We start from the raw sequence: 18,296 nt of genomic DNA, 5'->3' as shown, positions 1-18,296 counted from the left end.
AAATTAAAGAAATATAATCATATTTATTTTAATAATTTAAATTTATATTTTCATCTATAATTATCCAACATTTAAGATTTTAACATACACAAATTTTTTCTTCAAGACAGAAAAAAGGTACTTATGTGGGGCAACAATTAATTATTAACTCACATAAGTACCTTTTCTTCTAAAAAGAATTTTAATTTTTAATATAAAATAATCTTTTGTATGTAGTATTATCTGTTGTTTTGTTGTTGATTTTGTAGGTTTATATATTTACCTGGAACTATAGTTGAAACAGCATGTTTGTATATCATGTTTTGTTGTCTGTTTTCACCTTCAAGTAATATTATATAACTGTCAAATCCTTTTACATTTCCTTTTACTTGTACCCCATTCATTAAGAATATTGTCACTGGTATTCTTTCTTTTCTAGCATTATTTAAAAATAAATCTTGTAAGTTTAAAACTGTATTTTTCATTTTTAATGCCCTCCCTGATAAGTTAATTTTTATATTAAGGAAATTCATATCTTAATAGTGTATAAAATAGACTCCCCAAAAAGTATAGTACTTATTTTCTTAAGTACTTTATATATAGGAGATTATAATTTAAATATAATCTCCTATATGTAATTAAGGATAATACTATATATTATTATTTTATACAATTTATAGTAATTTTTCAATATGATTAATTATATCTTCTTCCAATTTTTCTTTATTTTGGTATTCATCTAAGTCAAACCACTTTGCATCTTGATATCTTTTAAACCAAGTTATCTGGCGCTTAGCATATCTTCTAGAGTCTCTTTTTATTATTTCTACTGCTTCGTCATAAGTGTACTCGCCATCTAGATATTTTATCATTTCTTTATAGCCTATTCCCTGCATTGATATCATATCTTTTGTATATCCCATTTCAAGTAGTTTTTTAACTTCGTCTAATAGACCATTTTCAAGCATTATATCTACTCTTTTGTTTATTCTTTGATATAATACTTCTCTGTCTCTATTTAAAACTATTATTATAGGTTTGTATTTTTCGTTGTATCTCAAATCTTTTGAGAAATCGTTCATTTTGTTTCCACTTAGGCATACTTCTATAGCTCTTATAACTCTCTTTGTGTTGTTTTTGTGGATTCTATTTGCAGCATCTTCATCTAGACTTCTTAGTTTTTCGTGCATATAGTCTATGCCGTTTTCTTCTAATTCTTTTTCTAGCTTTTCTCTTATTTCGTTATTTGCGTCTGATTTTGCAAAGTCCATATTGTATATAAGTGAGTTTAGGTATAATCCAGTTCCTCCAGTTACAAGTACTCTTTTTCTTCTTTCGTGTATATCGTTTATATATTTTTCACTTCTAGTTTGAAATTCTGATACAGAAAAAGGTACATCTGGAGTAACTTCGTCTATCATGTGGTGGACTACATTGTCCATTTCTTCTTTTGTTATTTTGGCACTACCTATATCCATATATTTATATATCTGCATTGAATCTGCTGATATTATCTCTGCATTTAATGATTTTGAAAGCTTAATCGATAAATCAGTTTTACCGACTGCTGTCGGCCCTGTAAGTATTATAAGCGGTATTTTGTTCATTATATATCTTCCTCAATTCTAATTTGTATTACATAATTCTCTTAAACATCTTTTCTATTTCTTTTTTAGATATTTCGACCATTGACGGTCTCCCATGTGGACAAGTATATGGATTTTCACACTTTTCCATTTTTGAAAGTAGTGAATGTATTTCGTCAAAATGGATTTTGTCGTTTGCCTTTATAGCTGCTCTACAAGACATAGATGCTATTTTGTCCATTTTTAAGTCGTAGCTACTTTCTAAATCCCCTATGTTGTCGATTATTTGGAATATAAATTTTTCTGATTGAGCAGTTCCAAAAATATTAGGCACTCCTCTGACCATAATATGATTATCTCCAAATATCTCTATTTCAAAACCAAATTTCATAAATAAATTTAGATTTTTTTCTACATCTAACATATCTACACTAGACAGTTCAATGACTATAGGGTCCAGTAACATCTGCATGTCTATGCTTTGGCTTTTAAACTTTGTCATATACTCTTCGTATAGTACTTTTTCGTGTGCGGCATGTTGATCTAATAAATACATAGATGTCCCCTTTTCAAGGACGATATAAGTATTTAAAATTGTGCCGATTACCTTAAAGTCGCTCGCTCTAAATTTGCTGTCTTGTGAATTATTTATTATCTTATCTAGTGTGTCGTCTTGTGTTTCTAAAAAACTTCCCTGAGTGGAAATCTCGTCTAATTTAGAATCCAACTCGCTATTTCTACTTGTTTTTATATCGCTATAACCCATATTGCTATAATAATCAGACTGCTCTTGTTCTTGATATGAGTTATAATTATCTATTTGAGTATATGAAACTTCATCAAACTTATTATTTTGAGCTTTCTCATAATCTTCATTTTCATCTTTAGTTTCATTTTCTTCTAATGCCTCTTTAAAAGATTTAAATGAAGATAAGTCTTCTCTTTCATCTATATTGTACTCTTTAGGTTCTTCTTTTAAGCTTAGAGTATCTTGCTCTTTAGGTTCTGTTTTATACTCAAAATCTATTTTATTTTGGTTTATATTTTGATTTGAAGAAGTCTCTACTTTTTCTTCTAAATTATTTTCTCCAAGGTGATTTAATTTATTTTGTACGTAGTTTTCATTATTATTAGTATAAGACTTGTATTTTCCTATCAAACTTATATTTAGAAGTTTGTTTTTTATTAAATCTCTTATCTTTATATATACGTCTTTTTCGTCTTGGAATTTTACCTCTAGCTTAGTCGGATGTATATTTACATCTATTTCACCTGGGTTTATCGTTATGTTTAAAAAGCACACTCCGAATTTATTTATGGGAATTATACTTTTATAACTTTCATTTATAGCATCTAATATAATTTTACTTCTAACATATCTTTTATTTATATAGATATGTTGAAGGTTTTTGTTAGATCTATAGATGTTGTTGTTTCCTATATATCCGTATATTTTTATCTTCTCATCTTCATAATCTACTTCGATTAAGTTATCTGTTATTTCTTTTCCATAAATACTTCTTATTACGTTTATAAGTTTATTGTCTCCAGGTGTATTTAACATAAGCTTTTTGTTGTTTATGTATTTTATTCTAACTCCTGGATTTCCTATAGCAAGTTTATTTATTAAATCACTTATATTTATAGTTTCAGCATGAGTCGATTTTAAAAATTTTGCCCTTACTGGAGTATTAAAAAACAAGTCTTTTATAGTTATTGTCGTACCGTCTTTTGTACCTATAGGCTCTTTTTTTATTATTTTAGACCCGCTAAGTTCTATCTTCGTACCTATAACTTCTTCTTTTGTCTTTGTAATCATTTCGATATTTGAGACAGCAGAAATTGAGGCAAGTGCCTCCCCCCTAAATCCAAACGAATAAAGGTCGTATAAGTCGTCTATTTCTTTTATTTTGCTTGTAGCATGTCTTAAAAAGCATTTTTCAACTTCACTAGATAATATTCCAGATCCGTTGTCGCTTATTTTGATGCACTTTTTTCCGCCGTCAGTAATATCTACGACGACTTGAGTAGCACCTGAATCTATTGCATTTTCTAAAAGTTCTTTTACTACAGAAGAAGGTCTTTCAACGACCTCTCCTGCAGCTATTTTATTTATTGTTAAATCATCTAAAATATTTATATACTTACCCATCTAATCCCTCCAAGAGGTTATTTTGGCTTAAGTTAAAATAACCGATTATCTATTTTCTTTTGCTTTTTTTTGTAAATTATATAATGTATTTACGCAGTCTATTAAATTCATATTTAATATATCTAAATTTAAAAGCTCGTCTAATACTTCGTTATTTGGAATTATATTTCCAAACGATATTTGTGAATCTTCTTCTTTTAATTTAGTATAATTTGCATTTAATTTATTATAATCTTTTTTCATTTTTTTATGTTCTTTTAATAAAGTTTCATGCTCTAATTTTAAAGATTCGTATTCATTTTTTATATTGTCTTGCTCTATTTTATTTAGCTCATTTTCAAAGCTAAATTCGTTTGTAACTTGAGTTTGTGATTTATCGTCTTCTCTTACTACATCAATATCTTTAAGTTGTAAATCTGCTGTAACTAAAGCTTCTTTATTTGCTTTATCAAGCATTAAATTCATTTTTTCTTTATCGAGACTTCCAGTTAAAACTTCACCGTTAAATATGTGGTTTTTCTCTAAATCGCTTAGAATTTCTGATGAACGCTCTATAACTTTGTCAGGCAGTTTTGCAAGTTTTGCAACGTATATACCGTAACTTTTGTCTGCTGGTTGTTCTACTATTTTTCTAAGGAAGATTATATTTTCTCCGTCGTCTTTTACTGAAATAGAGTAGTTTTTAACTTCTCTAAACTCGTTTTCTAAATCTGTAAGCTCGTGGTAGTGAGTTGCAAATAAAGTCTTACATTTTATATTACTTTGGATATATTCAACTATTGCCCAAGCTAAACTTATACCGTCGTAAGTTGATGTACCCCTACCGATTTCATCAAGTATTACAAAACTCTTTGATGTAGCATTTTTAAGTATTTGTGAAACTTCGTTCATCTCTACCATAAATGTAGATTGACCAGAAGATAAGTCGTCACTTGCCCCAACTCTTGTAAATATTCTGTCGCATATTGGAATATCTGCAAAATCTGCCGGAACAAAACTTCCCATATGAGCCATTAAAACTATTATCGCACTTTGTCTCATATAAGTCGACTTACCTGCCATATTCGGCCCTGTAATTATATTTATAATATTTTCGTCGTCAGATAAATAAGTGTCATTTGGCACGAAGTTTTCTTCACCTACTATATTTTCAACAACTGGGTGACGTCCGTTTTTAATATCTAATTTGTTGTTGTCATTTATATTAGGTTTTACGTAGTTGTTTAAATCTGCAACTGTTGCAAATGAAGTAAATACGTCTATATTTGCTATTATCTTAGCTACGTTTTGGATTCTATCTATATTGTCGTAGATGTATTTTCTAACTTGTACAAATAATTCGTATTCAAGCACACCTATTTTTTCTTTTGCGTGAAGTATTTTATCTTCTATTATTTTTAATTCTTCTGTTATATATCTTTCGGCGTTACTTAATGTCTGCTTTCTTATATAGCTATTGTCTATATTTGCAGTTGCTAAGTTTGCCTTTGTTATTTCAATATAATATCCGAACACTTTATTAAATCCTATTTTTAAAGATTTAACTCCTGTTTTTTCTTTTTCGCGATTTTCGATTTCCTTAATCATAAATGCGCCGTTTGTAGAAACTTCTCTAAGCTCGCTTAATTCTTCATTGTAGCTTGATTTAATTATATTTCCGTCTTTTATAGTTATGCTAGGCTCCTCAAGTATAGCTTTATTTATTAAGTCGTAAATATCGTCTAAAGTCTCCATTTTGTTTGCGTAGTTTTTAAGTATTTCTGCATTAGATTCTTCTATTCTACGCTTTAGCTCTGGAAGTTTTTCAATAGAGTTTTTTAAATTAATAAGCTCTTTTGGAGTAACTTTTTCAAACGCGATTTTACCGCAGATACGCTCTATATCGTACACATTTTTTAAAATCTCGATTAAGTCTATTCTAAGTGAGTAATCGTCTTTTATCTCTTCAATTACATCTAATCTAGTTTGAATTCTTTGTTTGTCTACTAATGGCTCCTCAACGTATTTTCTAAGCATTCTTCCACCCATTGCAGTCGAAGTTTTATCTAGTACATGAAGTAGTGAGCCTTTCTTTTTCTTTGTTCTAATAGTCTCTGTAAGTTCTAAATTTGAACGAGTAAACATATCAAGCACCATATAATTTGATGAGTTGTATATGTTTATATTGTTTATATTTGAAGTTACTTGTTTTTGAGTGTTGTATATATAATTTAAAAGGACACATAAACTTCTATTTATAAGTCCATTTTCATCGAATTTTAAGTTTCTTAAATACTCATCGCTGAAATATTGTTTTAATATATCTTCGTTTAAATACGCTTCGTCGAAATTAGTATTTAAATATATATTAGATAAAGACGCTATAGCTTCTAGATTTTTTATATAATCTAAGTCGTTTATTATTATTTCTGATGGAGAAACTTTCGCAATTTCTTCTATTAACTTGTCTTTTTTTAATATAGTTGCATTAGTTTCACCTGTACTTATATCTACATAAGATAGACCTATATCGTCATTTTGCTTGTATAAAGACATAAGGTAGTTGTTTTTTTTGTTTTCAAGAAGATTCCCTTCAAGAACAGTCCCTGGAGTTACTACTCTTATTACTTCTCTTTTTACGATTCCCTTTGCAGCAGAAGGATCTTCCATCTGCTCGCCTATCGCTACTTTATATCCGCTTTCAACTAATTTTGATATATAAGAGTTTGCAGCATGAAACGGAACTCCACACATAGGAGCTCTCTCTTCAAGTCCACAAGCCTTTCCTGTAAGTGCTATTTCAAGTACTTTTGATGCAATTATCGCATCTTCAAAGAACATCTCATAAAAATCTCCTAATCTAAAGAACAATATACAATCAGGATATTTATCTTTTGTCTCAAAATACTGTTTCATCATAGGAGTTAATTTACTTCTGTCGATTACCATTTTGTTTATTATGCCTAAAGTGTTTATTTTTAGGCTACTCCTTTCTTTTTTGTTAATATATTAAACTCTCTTAAGTTGTAATTTTTATTTTATATTCTAATTAAAAATCATTTATATCTTTTCTAAATTAATTATTATACATTAGAAATCTAATTTATTAAAAAGAACTTTTTTCTAGATAACCATTATAACATATTTTTTTTATTTTTTTGTAGGAGTCTATATTTCAAAATTATAAATTTATTTTTAAAATAGGATTAAATTCGTGAAAGATATCTTACAAGATAATGACGTTATTATATTGAAATAGTTTCTATCATATACATAATTAGTTAAAATTAAATTTTAACTAATTATGTATATTTTACAATAATTTCCATAAGATTTGCACTATTAATAATTAAAAGATAAAGGGGGAATATCTTTGTGATAAAAAAGATAACTGCATTAATTTTATCCTTGTCATTATCTTTATGTTCAGCTGAAGCTTTTAGTTTTGCAGATAATAAAGATATAAAGGAAGATACATTATATGAAAATATGATGAAGCAAAAAAAAGCACAATTATAGAATTGGAAGATTTAAGCATTAAAGAATTAACAAAACTTAGAGACAAGGCTTTAGATGAAAATTTAAGTATGTCCTCATATGATATGAGTTATCGCAAAGAAGGTATATTAGACCCAAACTGGGATTTTGGTCTAGTAGGATTTCTGAACAATAATTACGGTAAATTAACAGAAAAAGAAAACTTAATAAAACAAATTCAACTTATAGAATATGCAACTTTATACAAAGATGTATTAGATCCATCTGGGGAAGTTTTTAAAGTATTGAATGAAGATTATCAAATATCAGAGTATTTAATTAAGCATGGGAAAACTTACGAAATTTCTACACAAGAAAACTTAGAATTTTTAATAGAAAATATAGAAGATGTAGTAGACTATGTTGATTTTGATGCAAAAACAGTAGTAGAAATTATAGACCCAACTATAAAAGGATCTTTTATTTCAAATGATGAGATAAGAGATTTAAACAAGCAATTAAAAGAAAAGTCTTTCGAGAAAGATTTAGATAATACTATTAAAAAGGATATTCAAGCTTTTTAAAGAAACTAAAAAAAGCTTTTTAAAAAAAATCTATTAATTCTTTAAAAAGCTTTTTTATGTTTTAAACTCTTAATATCGATATTGTATATATCAATAATTTTTAAATAATTTAAGTGTGTTTTGTAAATTTTCACGGTCTATTTTCTCCTACTAGTCATTTTAAGTCATAAGTTAACTATTTTTTAGAATATCTTTCATTGCCAAAACTGCAGCAACTATAATTATTGTCCACGCTACTAACATAAAAACCCAAGCTATACCTGTCATAGTATCCACTCCTTTCTTACTTATTTCTATTATATTAGAAATTTTCTGAAAATTGTGTGTTTATACGCATATTTTACCCTTCATTAACATAATGTATGATGTTTTTACGGTTTTTTAACATTAATTGATACTCTTCTTAACTCTTTTTTAACAGACTAAATTTTAAATTATAACTAAATTCGCTACGCTCAGGCGTGGGCGGCTTCGTCCGTTGCTTAGTATCCCCTTCGTCATAGTAATCGGCTCCTTGTCTTTTTAGAATAAAAAAGACTTATTGCATATCCCCAATACAATAAGTCTTTTCTTGTGATTTAATATTTTGATATAAATTAGTTTTATTTATTTATTATAATTGCAAATGTCATTAATAAAAATTAAAATTTTAGCTTATTTTTTGACCACTTCTTGATTTATGTTTTTCATCGTATCCTTTTAATATTCTTCTCATTGCTATTCCTTCTGTTATAAATATAGTAGCCCATACTGTTAACATAAAGCCCCAAGCCATACTTGTCATATTAATTACCCCCTTTATTTCTTACATTTAACTTTTTGTAAATTTAAGTTTGATTTCATATTTCTTAAGATAAATTATAAGTTTTTATAAATCTAATTTCTATCGATATATTAACTTAAAATATCACAATATTAACACAATTCAATAAAATAAAATAATTTTTTACTGTTTTTTGTTATATTTTATAATTATTTTCACTTTGAGTTTGTAGTTTATATAACAATACCTAGCGATATAGATCTAAATTGCCTTCTTCGTCAAAAGGTATATCAAATAATTCTGATTCTTTTTTTACTTTTGATTTATCTACTGTGTTTTCAAATGCAGATTTACTCATATAAATTTCGTCTAATTCCTTTGTGTTATTTATTATAACTAATTTTATATCTTGTATGTTTTTAACTCCACATAGTTTTACACAACCTTGAAATACGTATTTGTCGTTGTCTAATACTAGTGGAAGTTTTACACTATTTGGTTCTGTGGATGTAATGGCGTTTATATAAGTAGATTCAAAATCTATCTTTCTAAAAAACTTTTTAGATACAAAATCTGCAAGTCCCATGCCATTTCCATTTCCGCCTGATTTTTCACTTATATCTAAAAAACCGAGTTTTACTGTATTAGGCCCACCACTGGCGGCATTTGTGTGAAATCTGCCCACTATATTTGTGTCGACTCCTGTGCCGCTTATGTTTTTTCCTATTTCGTTTACAATAAGTACATCTATATCATCTAAATAAATCCTAGGCATAAGGCGTTTTGATTTTTCTAGTATCTTTGGCTCTTCTTGCAGTATTTCATCTTTATGCAGTACAAATAAATCTGCTACTTCATTGTATCCATTTTCTATACTAGCAACTCCACATATTATATTTAAGTTATTGAGTGCTATTTTTCCTACTTCAACTAGATTTTCTGCCATATTTTCATATCTAAGAAAATGTGTCATATCGGCTCCTTTTCTCTTTGCAAGGCCGATCGCCATCATCTTAATCAATCCGCTTTCGTATTTACCTCTAAATGAGGTGTGGAGTTTAACTCGATTTAATAAGATAATTCCATCTGCATTTGCCGCGTTTTTATCGATATAGACGGGCAAATCTTTAGATGTCCTTCCTACTTCTACAACATCCATAGAAGAAATTATCTCGCATCCTACAGATTTCTTTGTTATGCCTAGTTTTTTGAGCATATTTTCTTGTCCCTCTGATGTTCCTCCTCCATGGCTTCCCATAGATGGTATTATAAACGGAGTTGCCCCACATTTTTTTACAAAGCTCACTATAGTCTTCATAAGCTCTTTATAAGAACTTATACCCCTACTTCCCCCAGTTATCGCAATCTTCATCCCCGGTTTTATCTTGTCTTTAATATTTTTATCAATCAGCTTTTGATTTAAATCACCCTCAACATCATCTAGCTTAGTATTGTCAAATGTCTGGCTTACTTTCATAATTTGAGGGAGCTTTATATTATCTAGTATTTCGTTTATTTGAGACATATTATTTTACACCTACTTGCTTTGTAACTATAAGGTCGCTGTCATAACCCATTATATTTTTCACAACTATATCTCCTACTTCTACTGGAGCTTTTAGTTTTATATTTTTGATTATATCCATAACGTCAAATATCTTATCTTTTGGGATAGGGTTAGTAAGCCTTACACTTACAAGTGGGAGTTCTCCATTTAATAAAATCACAGAAGAGGCTATATTACGTCTTGGGTCAGTTAGTTCTTGAACTACGTATTCTCTTCCCTTTCTACATCCCTCTCCTTCAATATTTTTTACATCTTTTCCTTCATACTCAACTTCTATTTCACATCCATTTGGACAAACTATACATGTAAATTTTCTATTCACTTATAATCACCTTCAAATCCCCATTTTCTTTTATTTCATCTTTTGAAATTTTTATTTGAATCATCTCAGCTGGTATCGCCTTTTTGTATTTTTTAGTTTTTATAACTTCATCATCTTGAATTATATCGACCCTACATTCTTTAAAAGGCTTTCTAACTCTAAATGAAAGCACAAAATCCTTAGTCCCACTTATCTTTTGTGGAATTGTGTGGTTTATATTTTCGCCAGACTCTATATTTATATCACACTGTTTTAATTTGCCGTCATTTATATATTCACAAACGTGATCTGCTAGTCTTTCAGCTTCTAGCGATACAAAGTCGACTAAGTCGTGTACTTGAAGTACGTTTCCCGCTGCGAAAATACCTTCAACTGAAGTTTGGTAGTTTTCATCTACTACTGCACCTTTTGTTCTTTTGTCTAATACTACACCTGCTTTTAGTGATAATTCATTTTCTGGAATAAGCCCTATTGAAAGTATCAAAGTATCACATTCGTATCTTTTTTCTGTTTGTGGAATTATTTTTCTAGTTTTTTCATCTACTTCACTTACTACAACGGCCTCAAGTCTGCTTTTTCCTTCTATATTAGTTATAGTGTGGCTTAAATATAGAGGTATGTTGTAGTCGTTTAAGCACTGCTCAATATTTCTTGGAAGTCCATTTGCATATGGTGAAAGCTCAACAACTGCCTTAACATTTGCTCCTTCTAGTGTAAGTCTTCTCGCCATAATAAGACCTATATCACCTGAGCCCAAAATTACTACGTTTTTTCCAACCATAGTATTAGTCAAGTTTATATATCTTTGGGCAACTCCGGCGTTGTATATTCCTGCAGGTCTCGTTCCTGGAGTCGAAATCGCCCCCCTTGTTCTCTCTCTACATCCCATAGTCAAAATAACAGCTTTTGCCCTGTATTGTTTTAAGCCTTGTCTCGTAGCAGCAGTGACAACTTTATCGCTATTTATATCTATAACTGTGGCATCTGTAATGTAATCTATTTTTTCTTTCTCAACTTCTTTTATAAATCTATAGGCGTATTCTGGACCGCTTAATGTTTCTTTAAATCGAGTAAGACCAAAACCATCGTGAATACATTGTTTTAATATACCGCCTAGTTTATCTTCTCTCTCGACAATAAGTATATCTTCTATTCCCTTGTGTTTTAGCTCTAGAGCTGCTGCAAGGCCTGCAGGGCCGCCCCCAACTATTACAACGTCTTTATTTTCAACCATTACTCTCTCACCTTCCCAACAAACATATTAGAACCTTCTCTTGAATAAATCACATCTTCTCTATTTTTATGTTTAACTTCTTCTAATAGACCTGCTATTCTCGTTTCACAATATCCACCTTGACATCTTCCCATCATAGCTCTGCATCTGTATTTTATTCCTGTTAAAGTTTCAACTCCTAGTGGATTATTTATAGCTTCAATAATTTCTGCTTTTGTTATAGTTTGGCATCTGCAAATAACTTCGCCATAATCTGGATTTTCTTTGATTAATGCTTCTTTTTCTTCAATTGATTTGTCTACAAATGTGACTATAGGCTTTCTAATTGGATTGAAGTTTTTGTTTTCTGTAAGTTTTTCTTTTTGTTTTAATAAAGATACTACGTATTTGGCAATTGGAGTTGAGCTTGTAAGCCCTGGTGATTCTATACCGACTAAATTTATAGTGTTTGGAGCTTCATCTCTCATTTCTATTACAAAATCGTGGTATCCACCTTCTTCTTTTGAGGCGAGTTTTGGTCTAATTCCCGCAAAATTTCTTATGAAATCCTCTCTTTTTATATGTGGGAATATTCTTCCCCCGTCTTTAATTAGTAAGTCCATTATCTTTTGAGTAGCAGAATAATCGTCTCTTTCTTCTATATATTCACTACTTGGGCCGATAAATACATTACCGTCTATTGTAGGAGTTAAGTGGATTCCAAGCCCACCTTCTTTTGGATTTGGAACTGGATATGCTGGAAGGCTTAATTTTGAGCCTACTTTTTCATCTAATATAAAATACTCTCCCCTGCATGGGTGAATTGTATAGTCGTCTATTCCAATCATTTTTGAGATTTTATCGCTGTAAAGTCCTGCTGCATTTACAACCCATCTAGCTTTATATGTATCTTTTACTGTTTTTATATTGTAAATTTCATCTATCCTATTTATATCTATTACTTCATTTGCAAAATAATACTCTACCCCATTTTCTGCTGCATTTTCAGCAAGAGCTATTGTAAGTAAAAATGGATTTAAAATACCTGTAGTTTTAGACCACATTGCAAATTCACCGTCGATATTTGGCTCAATTTCTTTTATTTTGTCCTTGCCTATTATCTCAAGACCCTTAACACCGTTTTTTTCGCCTTGCTCTTTCATAGCTATAAGTTTTTGCTTATCTTCTTCATTAAATCCTACAACTAGTTTCCCACATCTTTTAAACGGTACTCCAAGCTCATCTGCAACTTGGTCAAAACCTTGATTTCCTTCAACACAAAACTTAGCCATAAGTGTACCTGGCTTGTTATTAAATCCTGCATGCAGTACCCCTGAGTTTCTCGCACTCGTCTCATTACATACGTCTAATTCTTTTTCTAATACCCCTATTTTTAAATTATATCTAGACATTTCCCTGGCAATAGCATTTCCCACAACGCCAGATCCGATTATTATCACATCATATAATTTGTCCAACTCAATGTCCCCCTTTGTGCGAAAAGATATTCGCAACCTTTATTTTATTTTTTATTTTATACTTATTTTTCCAATTTTTCATCAATTTTAGCATATTTTTTTATTTATATGAGAATTTATATTTTTTTTAATGTAGACTATAATATTTATATGATATATTTTGAAAGGAAGTAAATTATTATGATTGAAAATATTAAAGACATTAAAGATAAATTTGATAATTTTAAACCATATATAAATGGATATCAAAATATGAAGAGGGCGTCTGTATTAGTTCCGATAATTAAAAATAACGATTCACACGAAATACTATTTGAAGTGAGGTCTAAAACACTAAGAAGTCAGCCAAATGAAATAGCTTTCCCTGGTGGAAAAATAGAAGAAAATGAAACTCCGAGGGAGGCTTGCATACGAGAGACTTGTGAAGAATTAGGTATAAGTCCTGACGATATAGAAATAATTTCTCCCCTAGATTTATATATAAACCACTCAAACTTAATAATTCATCCATTTTTAGGCGTTATAAACGAAAAGGTAGTGAAAAATGGACTAGAAAATTTACCTATAAATAAAGATGAAGTAGACCATGTATTTATAGCTCCAATAAAGTACTTAATAGATACTTCTCCTGATGAATTTGAAAATGAGCTAGAAGTAAAAGTAAACAAAGATTTTCCATATTACAAAATTCCAAATAAAGAAAACTACAAATTCGCCGTCGGAAAATACTCGACTTTATTTTATGAATATAAAAATTACGTCATCTGGGGAATATCTGCTAAAATACTAGAAAACTTCTTAAACTTTTTAAAAGAGTAACCAATTAATATGTCTGCATACTCAACATATTAAGGCTTAAGTAAAAAAATAAGCAGATAAAATATAAATATATCTTATCTGCTTATTTGAATTGTATAAATATTTAAGTTTAAAAAATATAATTCCAATTACACTTTTCGTCGGCTATTAGATTTTGAAGAATGGACTTTATTTTTTCCAATTCTTCTAAAGCTCTTATTTTGTTTTTGCAGTATACGGCGTTTCTAACTAGATTTAATTCTAAACTTAAATCATCATAATATTGATGATCTAATACCTTTAGCCAAAAGTCCTTTTGAGTGTCGAGCCTTGCCTCAAGGTCATCTAGCATTTCATCTGCATATTCCCACTTATCATCATGTATAACCTCATATGTAGCTTCCACATCTTTTATATAATCGATTCCAAAATCCTCTACTCTATTGTCTATATAAATCCCAAATAGTATAAACAAGATGACCCATATTAAAGCTATTATAGTATTTTTCATCTTTTCTTTTGAATTAATACTCCGTCGTATTCATCTAAAACGCATAGTAAGACATCTTTTGTCCTTTTTATTTTGTGCATTTTTAGTATATTATTTAGCCATAGCTCATCTTTATCTAATTTTTTTAGGTTTTCTTTTATTATAGAGCCATCTAATATAAGCGGAATCGGTAGATGCTTGTACTCTTTTGAAGGAGTCGAGTTATAATTAGGAGTAGGCACCACACTTAGACTTCCATCTGTCTCTAATATGGCATATTGGATATATTTTATATTAAAGTATCCTTGAATTCTAAGTTGTTCTAAAAGCTCGTTTATGCTTACTCTCTCTCTTTTTAACTCTTTATAATCTACTTCACCTTTGTTGATAAGTATTGAAGGTTTCCCGGACAATATTATAGATATTTTTCTAAATTTCAAAGATAAAAATGAAATAATAGTTTGCATTGCTACAAGACCTGTTAGCGCTGCAATACCATTTATCATAGGAATATCGTTGTTTTCCATAGGTAGTGATGCAACTTCCGCTATTAAAAGCGTTATAACTAAGTCAAAGCAATTCATCTCAGCTATTTCACCTTTTCCCATAATTCTCATAGAGATTAATACTGCTATATATAAAACAATACTCCTCAAGAAAACTACAACCATATAAGTCCTCCTTTTATAGCCGCATACCTTATGAGCTATAAATTCTTAAATATGTTTTAAGATTTATAAAGCCTTAAATTGTAATTTTAAATTATATTTATTTTATATTTCCCAATATGCTTACTAAATAATCCCATGTTCTTTCTGTAGATAAAAGATCTATATGCTCATCAGGAGTGTGAACATCGAATAAATCTGGACCTATAGATACTGCTTGTGCCCCTTCTATAGCGTCTAGTAGTAAACCACATTCTAATCCAGCGTGAATTGCCACTATTTCTGGCTTTTTGCCGTTTATTTTTTCATAAGTCTCAACGCATATTTGCTCTAACTTTGAATCTTTGGCATATTCCCATTCTGGATAATCGTCTTCTAGTGTAAGGTTTACTCCTATTGTGTCGCAAAGCAATTGCATTCTGTCGTTTATATCGTCTTTTAGAGTTTTTACAGAACTTCTAGTTGCAAATTCAAATTTTATAGAGTCATTTTCAGTTACTACAACACCTAAGTTTGTAGAACTTTCAACTAAGTTCTCTATATCTGCACTCATAGTTTGGATATTTCTAGGCATTAAGTTTAATACTTTTATTATTTTGCTTTGGACTTGTTCTGATAAAGATCTTTCGTGTTTTTCATTTATTTTGTTTATCTCTAAAGATATTTGTGGGTCTGAAGTTTTAAATTCATTTTTAAATACTTCTGACATATTATTTATAATATTTACAACTTGTTTTTCATCATTAGAATCTAAATTTATTGTAGCTTCTGCTTCACGAGGTATTGCGTTGTTTTTAAGTCCACCACTTATAGATATTAAGTCGTAATTTACTTTTTCTTTTTCAAGAGCGTTAAGCACTCTTCCCATAAGTAAGTTTGAGTTTGCTCTTTTTTTGTCTATTTCAATACCAGAGTGTCCTCCTTTTAGACCTTTTATACTTATAAGGTATGTTTGTTTAGGAGTTATGTCTTTTAATTCTTTTGGTATATCAACTATTGCTGTAACCCCACCTGCACAGCTTACAGTTATTCTGCCTTCTTCTTCTGAATCTAGATTTATGATATATCTTCCTTCAAAGTGACTTCCATCTAAATTCATAGCACCTTCCATGCTCACTTCTTCATTTGCAGTAAATACTACTTCTAATTTAGGCATTTTTATATCATCAGATGCTAAAAGCGCAAGCCCCATAGCAACAGCTATTCCGTTGTCTGCACCTAAAGTTGTTCCATCTGCGTATAAGTAATTTTCTTTTACTTGTAGTTTTATTGGATCTTTTGTGAAATCGTGTTTTATGTCTTTGTTTTTTTCACAAACCATATCCATATGTCCTTGAAGTATTACAGCAGGAGCATTTTCATATCCAGGTGATGCTGGCTTTTTTATTATTACATTTAAAGCATTATCTTGTATTACTTCTAAGTTAAGTCTTTTTCCTTCGCTAGCTAGATAGTCGCTTATTTCTTTTTCATTTCCTGAACCTCTTGGAATTTTTGATATTTCCTCAAAGTATTTGAAAACTAAATCTAGCTTTGGATTTTTAAAATTAAATTCCATTTTTCTTTTCCTTTCAGATTATTATTTTATTATCATCATCGCAACTGAAAGTATTATTGCTGATGCTATAAATATAGCTACTAAAACTTTTGTGACAAATTTCACCCATGATTCATAATCTACTTTAGCAATTGCAAGTGTACCCATTATTACACCACTTGTAGGCGTAACTAAGTTTACTATACCACTGCCTGCACTAAAGATTGATATTACAACTTCTGGTCTAAATCCTAAGCTAACTGCTAAAGGCCCAAATATAGGCATAGAAAGCCCTGCTAGACCTGATGTAGATGGGATAAAAAATGTAAGTGCCATATAAATTAAATAAGCCACTATTGTAAATACTATTGGACTCATTCCAACTAATACATTTGATGCCTTGCTAAGTACATGTGCATCTAAGCCAGTAGTGTTCATTATTACTGATATACCTCTTGATACACCTATAACTAAAGCTACACCGACCATATCAGCTGCCCCTGCTATAAAGGCATCTACTATTTCGCCTTCTTTCATTCCGTATACAACACCAATAATTATTGACATTATAACAAACCATATACCTAGCTCAGAGAACCACCAGTTACCTAAACTAGAACCAGTTAAGAAGTCAGTATATATGAATAAATTTATTCCGAATTCTTCCCATGGTATTATTCCTGCTACCATAACTATAAATGTAAATGCAAATAATCCTAATACTATTTTTCTTTTTTTAGTAAATTCGACTACTTCTTCTTGCCCTGACTTATTTCCTATAAATGCTTCGTTTGCGTGTTCTATTTCTAATTGTGAAAGTATACTTTGATTTTTATCATTGTAGACTTTTTTTGCATAACTCATAACAAAGTAAATTGATATAAGTAGTGATACAATCCATAAAACTGTATTAGTAGCTATAACTACACCTTGGTTTACAGGAATTCCTGCACCATTTAATGAGCCTATACTTACTGAAACCAAAAATGGGTTTACAGTTGAGCCTAATACACCACATCCTGACCCTAGGATAATTGTAGCAACTGAAACTAATGGGTCAAATCCTGCTATAATCATAGTAGTTGTTACAAGCGCTGTGAAGGCTATAGTTTCTTCTGCCATACCGAAACTAGTTCCTCCAAGTGAGAATAAAAACATAAGAACTGGTATTAATATTAATTCTTTACCTTTTAGCTTTGATACTACTGAGCCTATTCCTGCATCTAGTGCACCTGTCTTTGTAGTTATTCCTAAAAATCCGCCAATTAACAATACGAATATTGCAATGTCAATTGAGTCGTTAAGACCGTTTATAGGTGCCATCACAAAATCCGATAATCCGGCTGGTCTTACCCCAGCTATAAAGTGTGTTACAATAGCTATAACTGCTGTAATTATAAGCAACACAGTATAAGCTGTAGGCAACTTAAATGCTTTTTTCTTTTTTTGTTTGTTGTCCATTTTCTGTCTCCTTTTCGCATTGTTGTCTAAGATTAAAATTTCCTATTTTAAATCGATATATTCATTATTTAAAAATTCGATTATAAAATTTCGTTTAATCTTTTTATATTAGCGATTATAAAAGAAATTAATATATAATACAATATCTCAATATATTGTAAATTTTATCCATAAAAAATTCACTGCGTTCATAGTGCCAACGAATCAAAGATTCCGTTGCTTTAGTTAAAATTCACTACGTT

16 protein-coding genes are annotated in these 18,296 nt (G+C 30.0%); 3 read left to right on the top strand and 13 right to left on the bottom strand.

Going from position 1 to position 18,296, the window contains the following annotated elements; translation table 11 throughout:
* Nucleotides 1–218: 218 nt before the first annotated feature.
* From hfq to mutS, 4 genes are all read right to left on the bottom strand, one after another.
* On the bottom strand, nucleotides 219–464 hold the full coding sequence (gene hfq / locus RDX53_RS10990) for an RNA chaperone Hfq (protein ID WP_195931262.1): 246 nt from the start codon (nucleotides 462–464) through the stop codon (nucleotides 219–221).
* Between the two features lie 189 nt (nucleotides 465–653).
* Nucleotides 654–1,586 carry a tRNA (adenosine(37)-N6)-dimethylallyltransferase MiaA gene (gene miaA / locus RDX53_RS10985; RefSeq protein ID WP_307994147.1) on the bottom strand — a complete coding sequence of 311 codons (933 nt, stop codon included), beginning with the start codon at nucleotides 1,584–1,586 and terminating at the stop codon, nucleotides 654–656.
* 28 nt (nucleotides 1,587–1,614) lie between these two features.
* Nucleotides 1,615–3,717 carry a DNA mismatch repair endonuclease MutL gene (gene mutL / locus RDX53_RS10980; protein ID WP_307994146.1) on the bottom strand — a complete coding sequence of 701 codons (2,103 nt, stop codon included), beginning with the start codon at nucleotides 3,715–3,717 and terminating at the stop codon, nucleotides 1,615–1,617.
* Nucleotides 3,718–3,762: 45 nt separating this feature from the next.
* Nucleotides 3,763–6,645: a DNA mismatch repair protein MutS gene (gene mutS, locus RDX53_RS10975; RefSeq protein ID WP_295733931.1), complete on the bottom strand. Its 2,883-nt coding sequence runs from the start codon at nucleotides 6,643–6,645 to the stop codon at nucleotides 3,763–3,765.
* 426 nt (nucleotides 6,646–7,071) lie between these two features.
* Between mutS and RDX53_RS10970 the strand changes: the two genes are divergently transcribed.
* Nucleotides 7,072–7,215 (top strand): hypothetical protein, encoded by a 144-nt coding sequence (locus RDX53_RS10970; RefSeq protein WP_307994145.1) that lies wholly within the window; start codon nucleotides 7,072–7,074, stop codon nucleotides 7,213–7,215.
* Nucleotides 7,216–7,217: 2 nt separating this feature from the next.
* A complete protein-coding gene (locus RDX53_RS10965) occupies nucleotides 7,218–7,757 on the top strand; it encodes a hypothetical protein (protein ID WP_307994144.1) in 540 nt (179 codons plus the stop codon).
* A 649-nt stretch (nucleotides 7,758–8,406) separates the two neighbouring features.
* Here RDX53_RS10965 and RDX53_RS10960 read toward each other — a convergent pair.
* From RDX53_RS10960 to RDX53_RS10940, 5 genes are all read right to left on the bottom strand, one after another.
* Nucleotides 8,407–8,541, bottom strand: a complete 135-nt coding sequence (locus tag RDX53_RS10960; protein WP_279325561.1) for a hypothetical protein — start codon at nucleotides 8,539–8,541, stop codon at nucleotides 8,407–8,409.
* A gap of 226 nt (nucleotides 8,542–8,767) precedes the next feature.
* A complete protein-coding gene (locus RDX53_RS10955) occupies nucleotides 8,768–10,045 on the bottom strand; it encodes a lactate racemase domain-containing protein (protein ID WP_307994143.1) in 1,278 nt (425 codons plus the stop codon).
* A gap of 1 nt (nucleotide 10,046) precedes the next feature.
* Nucleotides 10,047–10,409, bottom strand: coding sequence for a DUF1667 domain-containing protein (locus tag RDX53_RS10950; RefSeq protein ID WP_195931363.1), 363 nt, complete (start codon nucleotides 10,407–10,409; stop codon nucleotides 10,047–10,049).
* Nucleotides 10,402–11,643: an NAD(P)/FAD-dependent oxidoreductase gene (locus RDX53_RS10945; RefSeq protein ID WP_295779066.1), complete on the bottom strand. Its 1,242-nt coding sequence runs from the start codon at nucleotides 11,641–11,643 to the stop codon at nucleotides 10,402–10,404. The genes RDX53_RS10950 and RDX53_RS10945 overlap by 8 nt, the downstream gene beginning before the upstream one ends.
* The gene (locus RDX53_RS10940; protein WP_307994142.1) at nucleotides 11,643–13,100 is read right to left on the bottom strand and encodes an NAD(P)/FAD-dependent oxidoreductase; all 1,458 of its coding nucleotides are present in this window, start codon (nucleotides 13,098–13,100) and stop codon (nucleotides 11,643–11,645) included. The genes RDX53_RS10945 and RDX53_RS10940 overlap by 1 nt, the downstream gene beginning before the upstream one ends.
* Before the next feature lie 180 nt (nucleotides 13,101–13,280).
* On the opposite strand from RDX53_RS10940, the gene RDX53_RS10935 reads away from it, so the two are divergent.
* On the top strand, nucleotides 13,281–13,919 hold the full coding sequence (locus RDX53_RS10935; RefSeq protein ID WP_307994141.1) for a CoA pyrophosphatase: 639 nt from the start codon (nucleotides 13,281–13,283) through the stop codon (nucleotides 13,917–13,919).
* 109 nt (nucleotides 13,920–14,028) lie between these two features.
* Here the strand turns inward: RDX53_RS10935 and RDX53_RS10930 are convergent, their stop codons facing one another.
* The 4 genes from RDX53_RS10930 to RDX53_RS10915 form a co-directional block, all read right to left on the bottom strand.
* Nucleotides 14,029–14,409 carry a DUF4363 family protein gene (locus RDX53_RS10930; RefSeq protein WP_195930115.1) on the bottom strand — a complete coding sequence of 127 codons (381 nt, stop codon included), beginning with the start codon at nucleotides 14,407–14,409 and terminating at the stop codon, nucleotides 14,029–14,031.
* The gene (locus RDX53_RS10925; protein ID WP_195930114.1) at nucleotides 14,406–15,059 is read right to left on the bottom strand and encodes a DUF421 domain-containing protein; all 654 of its coding nucleotides are present in this window, start codon (nucleotides 15,057–15,059) and stop codon (nucleotides 14,406–14,408) included. The genes RDX53_RS10930 and RDX53_RS10925 overlap by 4 nt, the downstream gene beginning before the upstream one ends.
* A 97-nt stretch (nucleotides 15,060–15,156) precedes the next feature.
* Nucleotides 15,157–16,614, bottom strand: a complete 1,458-nt coding sequence (locus RDX53_RS10920) for an aminoacyl-histidine dipeptidase (protein ID WP_307994140.1) — start codon at nucleotides 16,612–16,614, stop codon at nucleotides 15,157–15,159.
* Between the two features lie 21 nt (nucleotides 16,615–16,635).
* Complete coding sequence (locus tag RDX53_RS10915; RefSeq protein WP_195930112.1) at nucleotides 16,636–18,054, bottom strand: YfcC family protein; 1,419 nt, start codon at nucleotides 18,052–18,054, stop codon at nucleotides 16,636–16,638.
* Nucleotides 18,055–18,296 lie beyond the last annotated feature (242 nt).

The organism is uncultured Intestinibacter sp. (assembly GCF_902468165.1).
GTDB lineage: Bacteria > Bacillota > Clostridia > Peptostreptococcales > Peptostreptococcaceae > Intestinibacter.
Note: the sequence above shows the minus strand (reverse complement) of the source record. Positions and strands in the feature narration are given on the sequence as shown.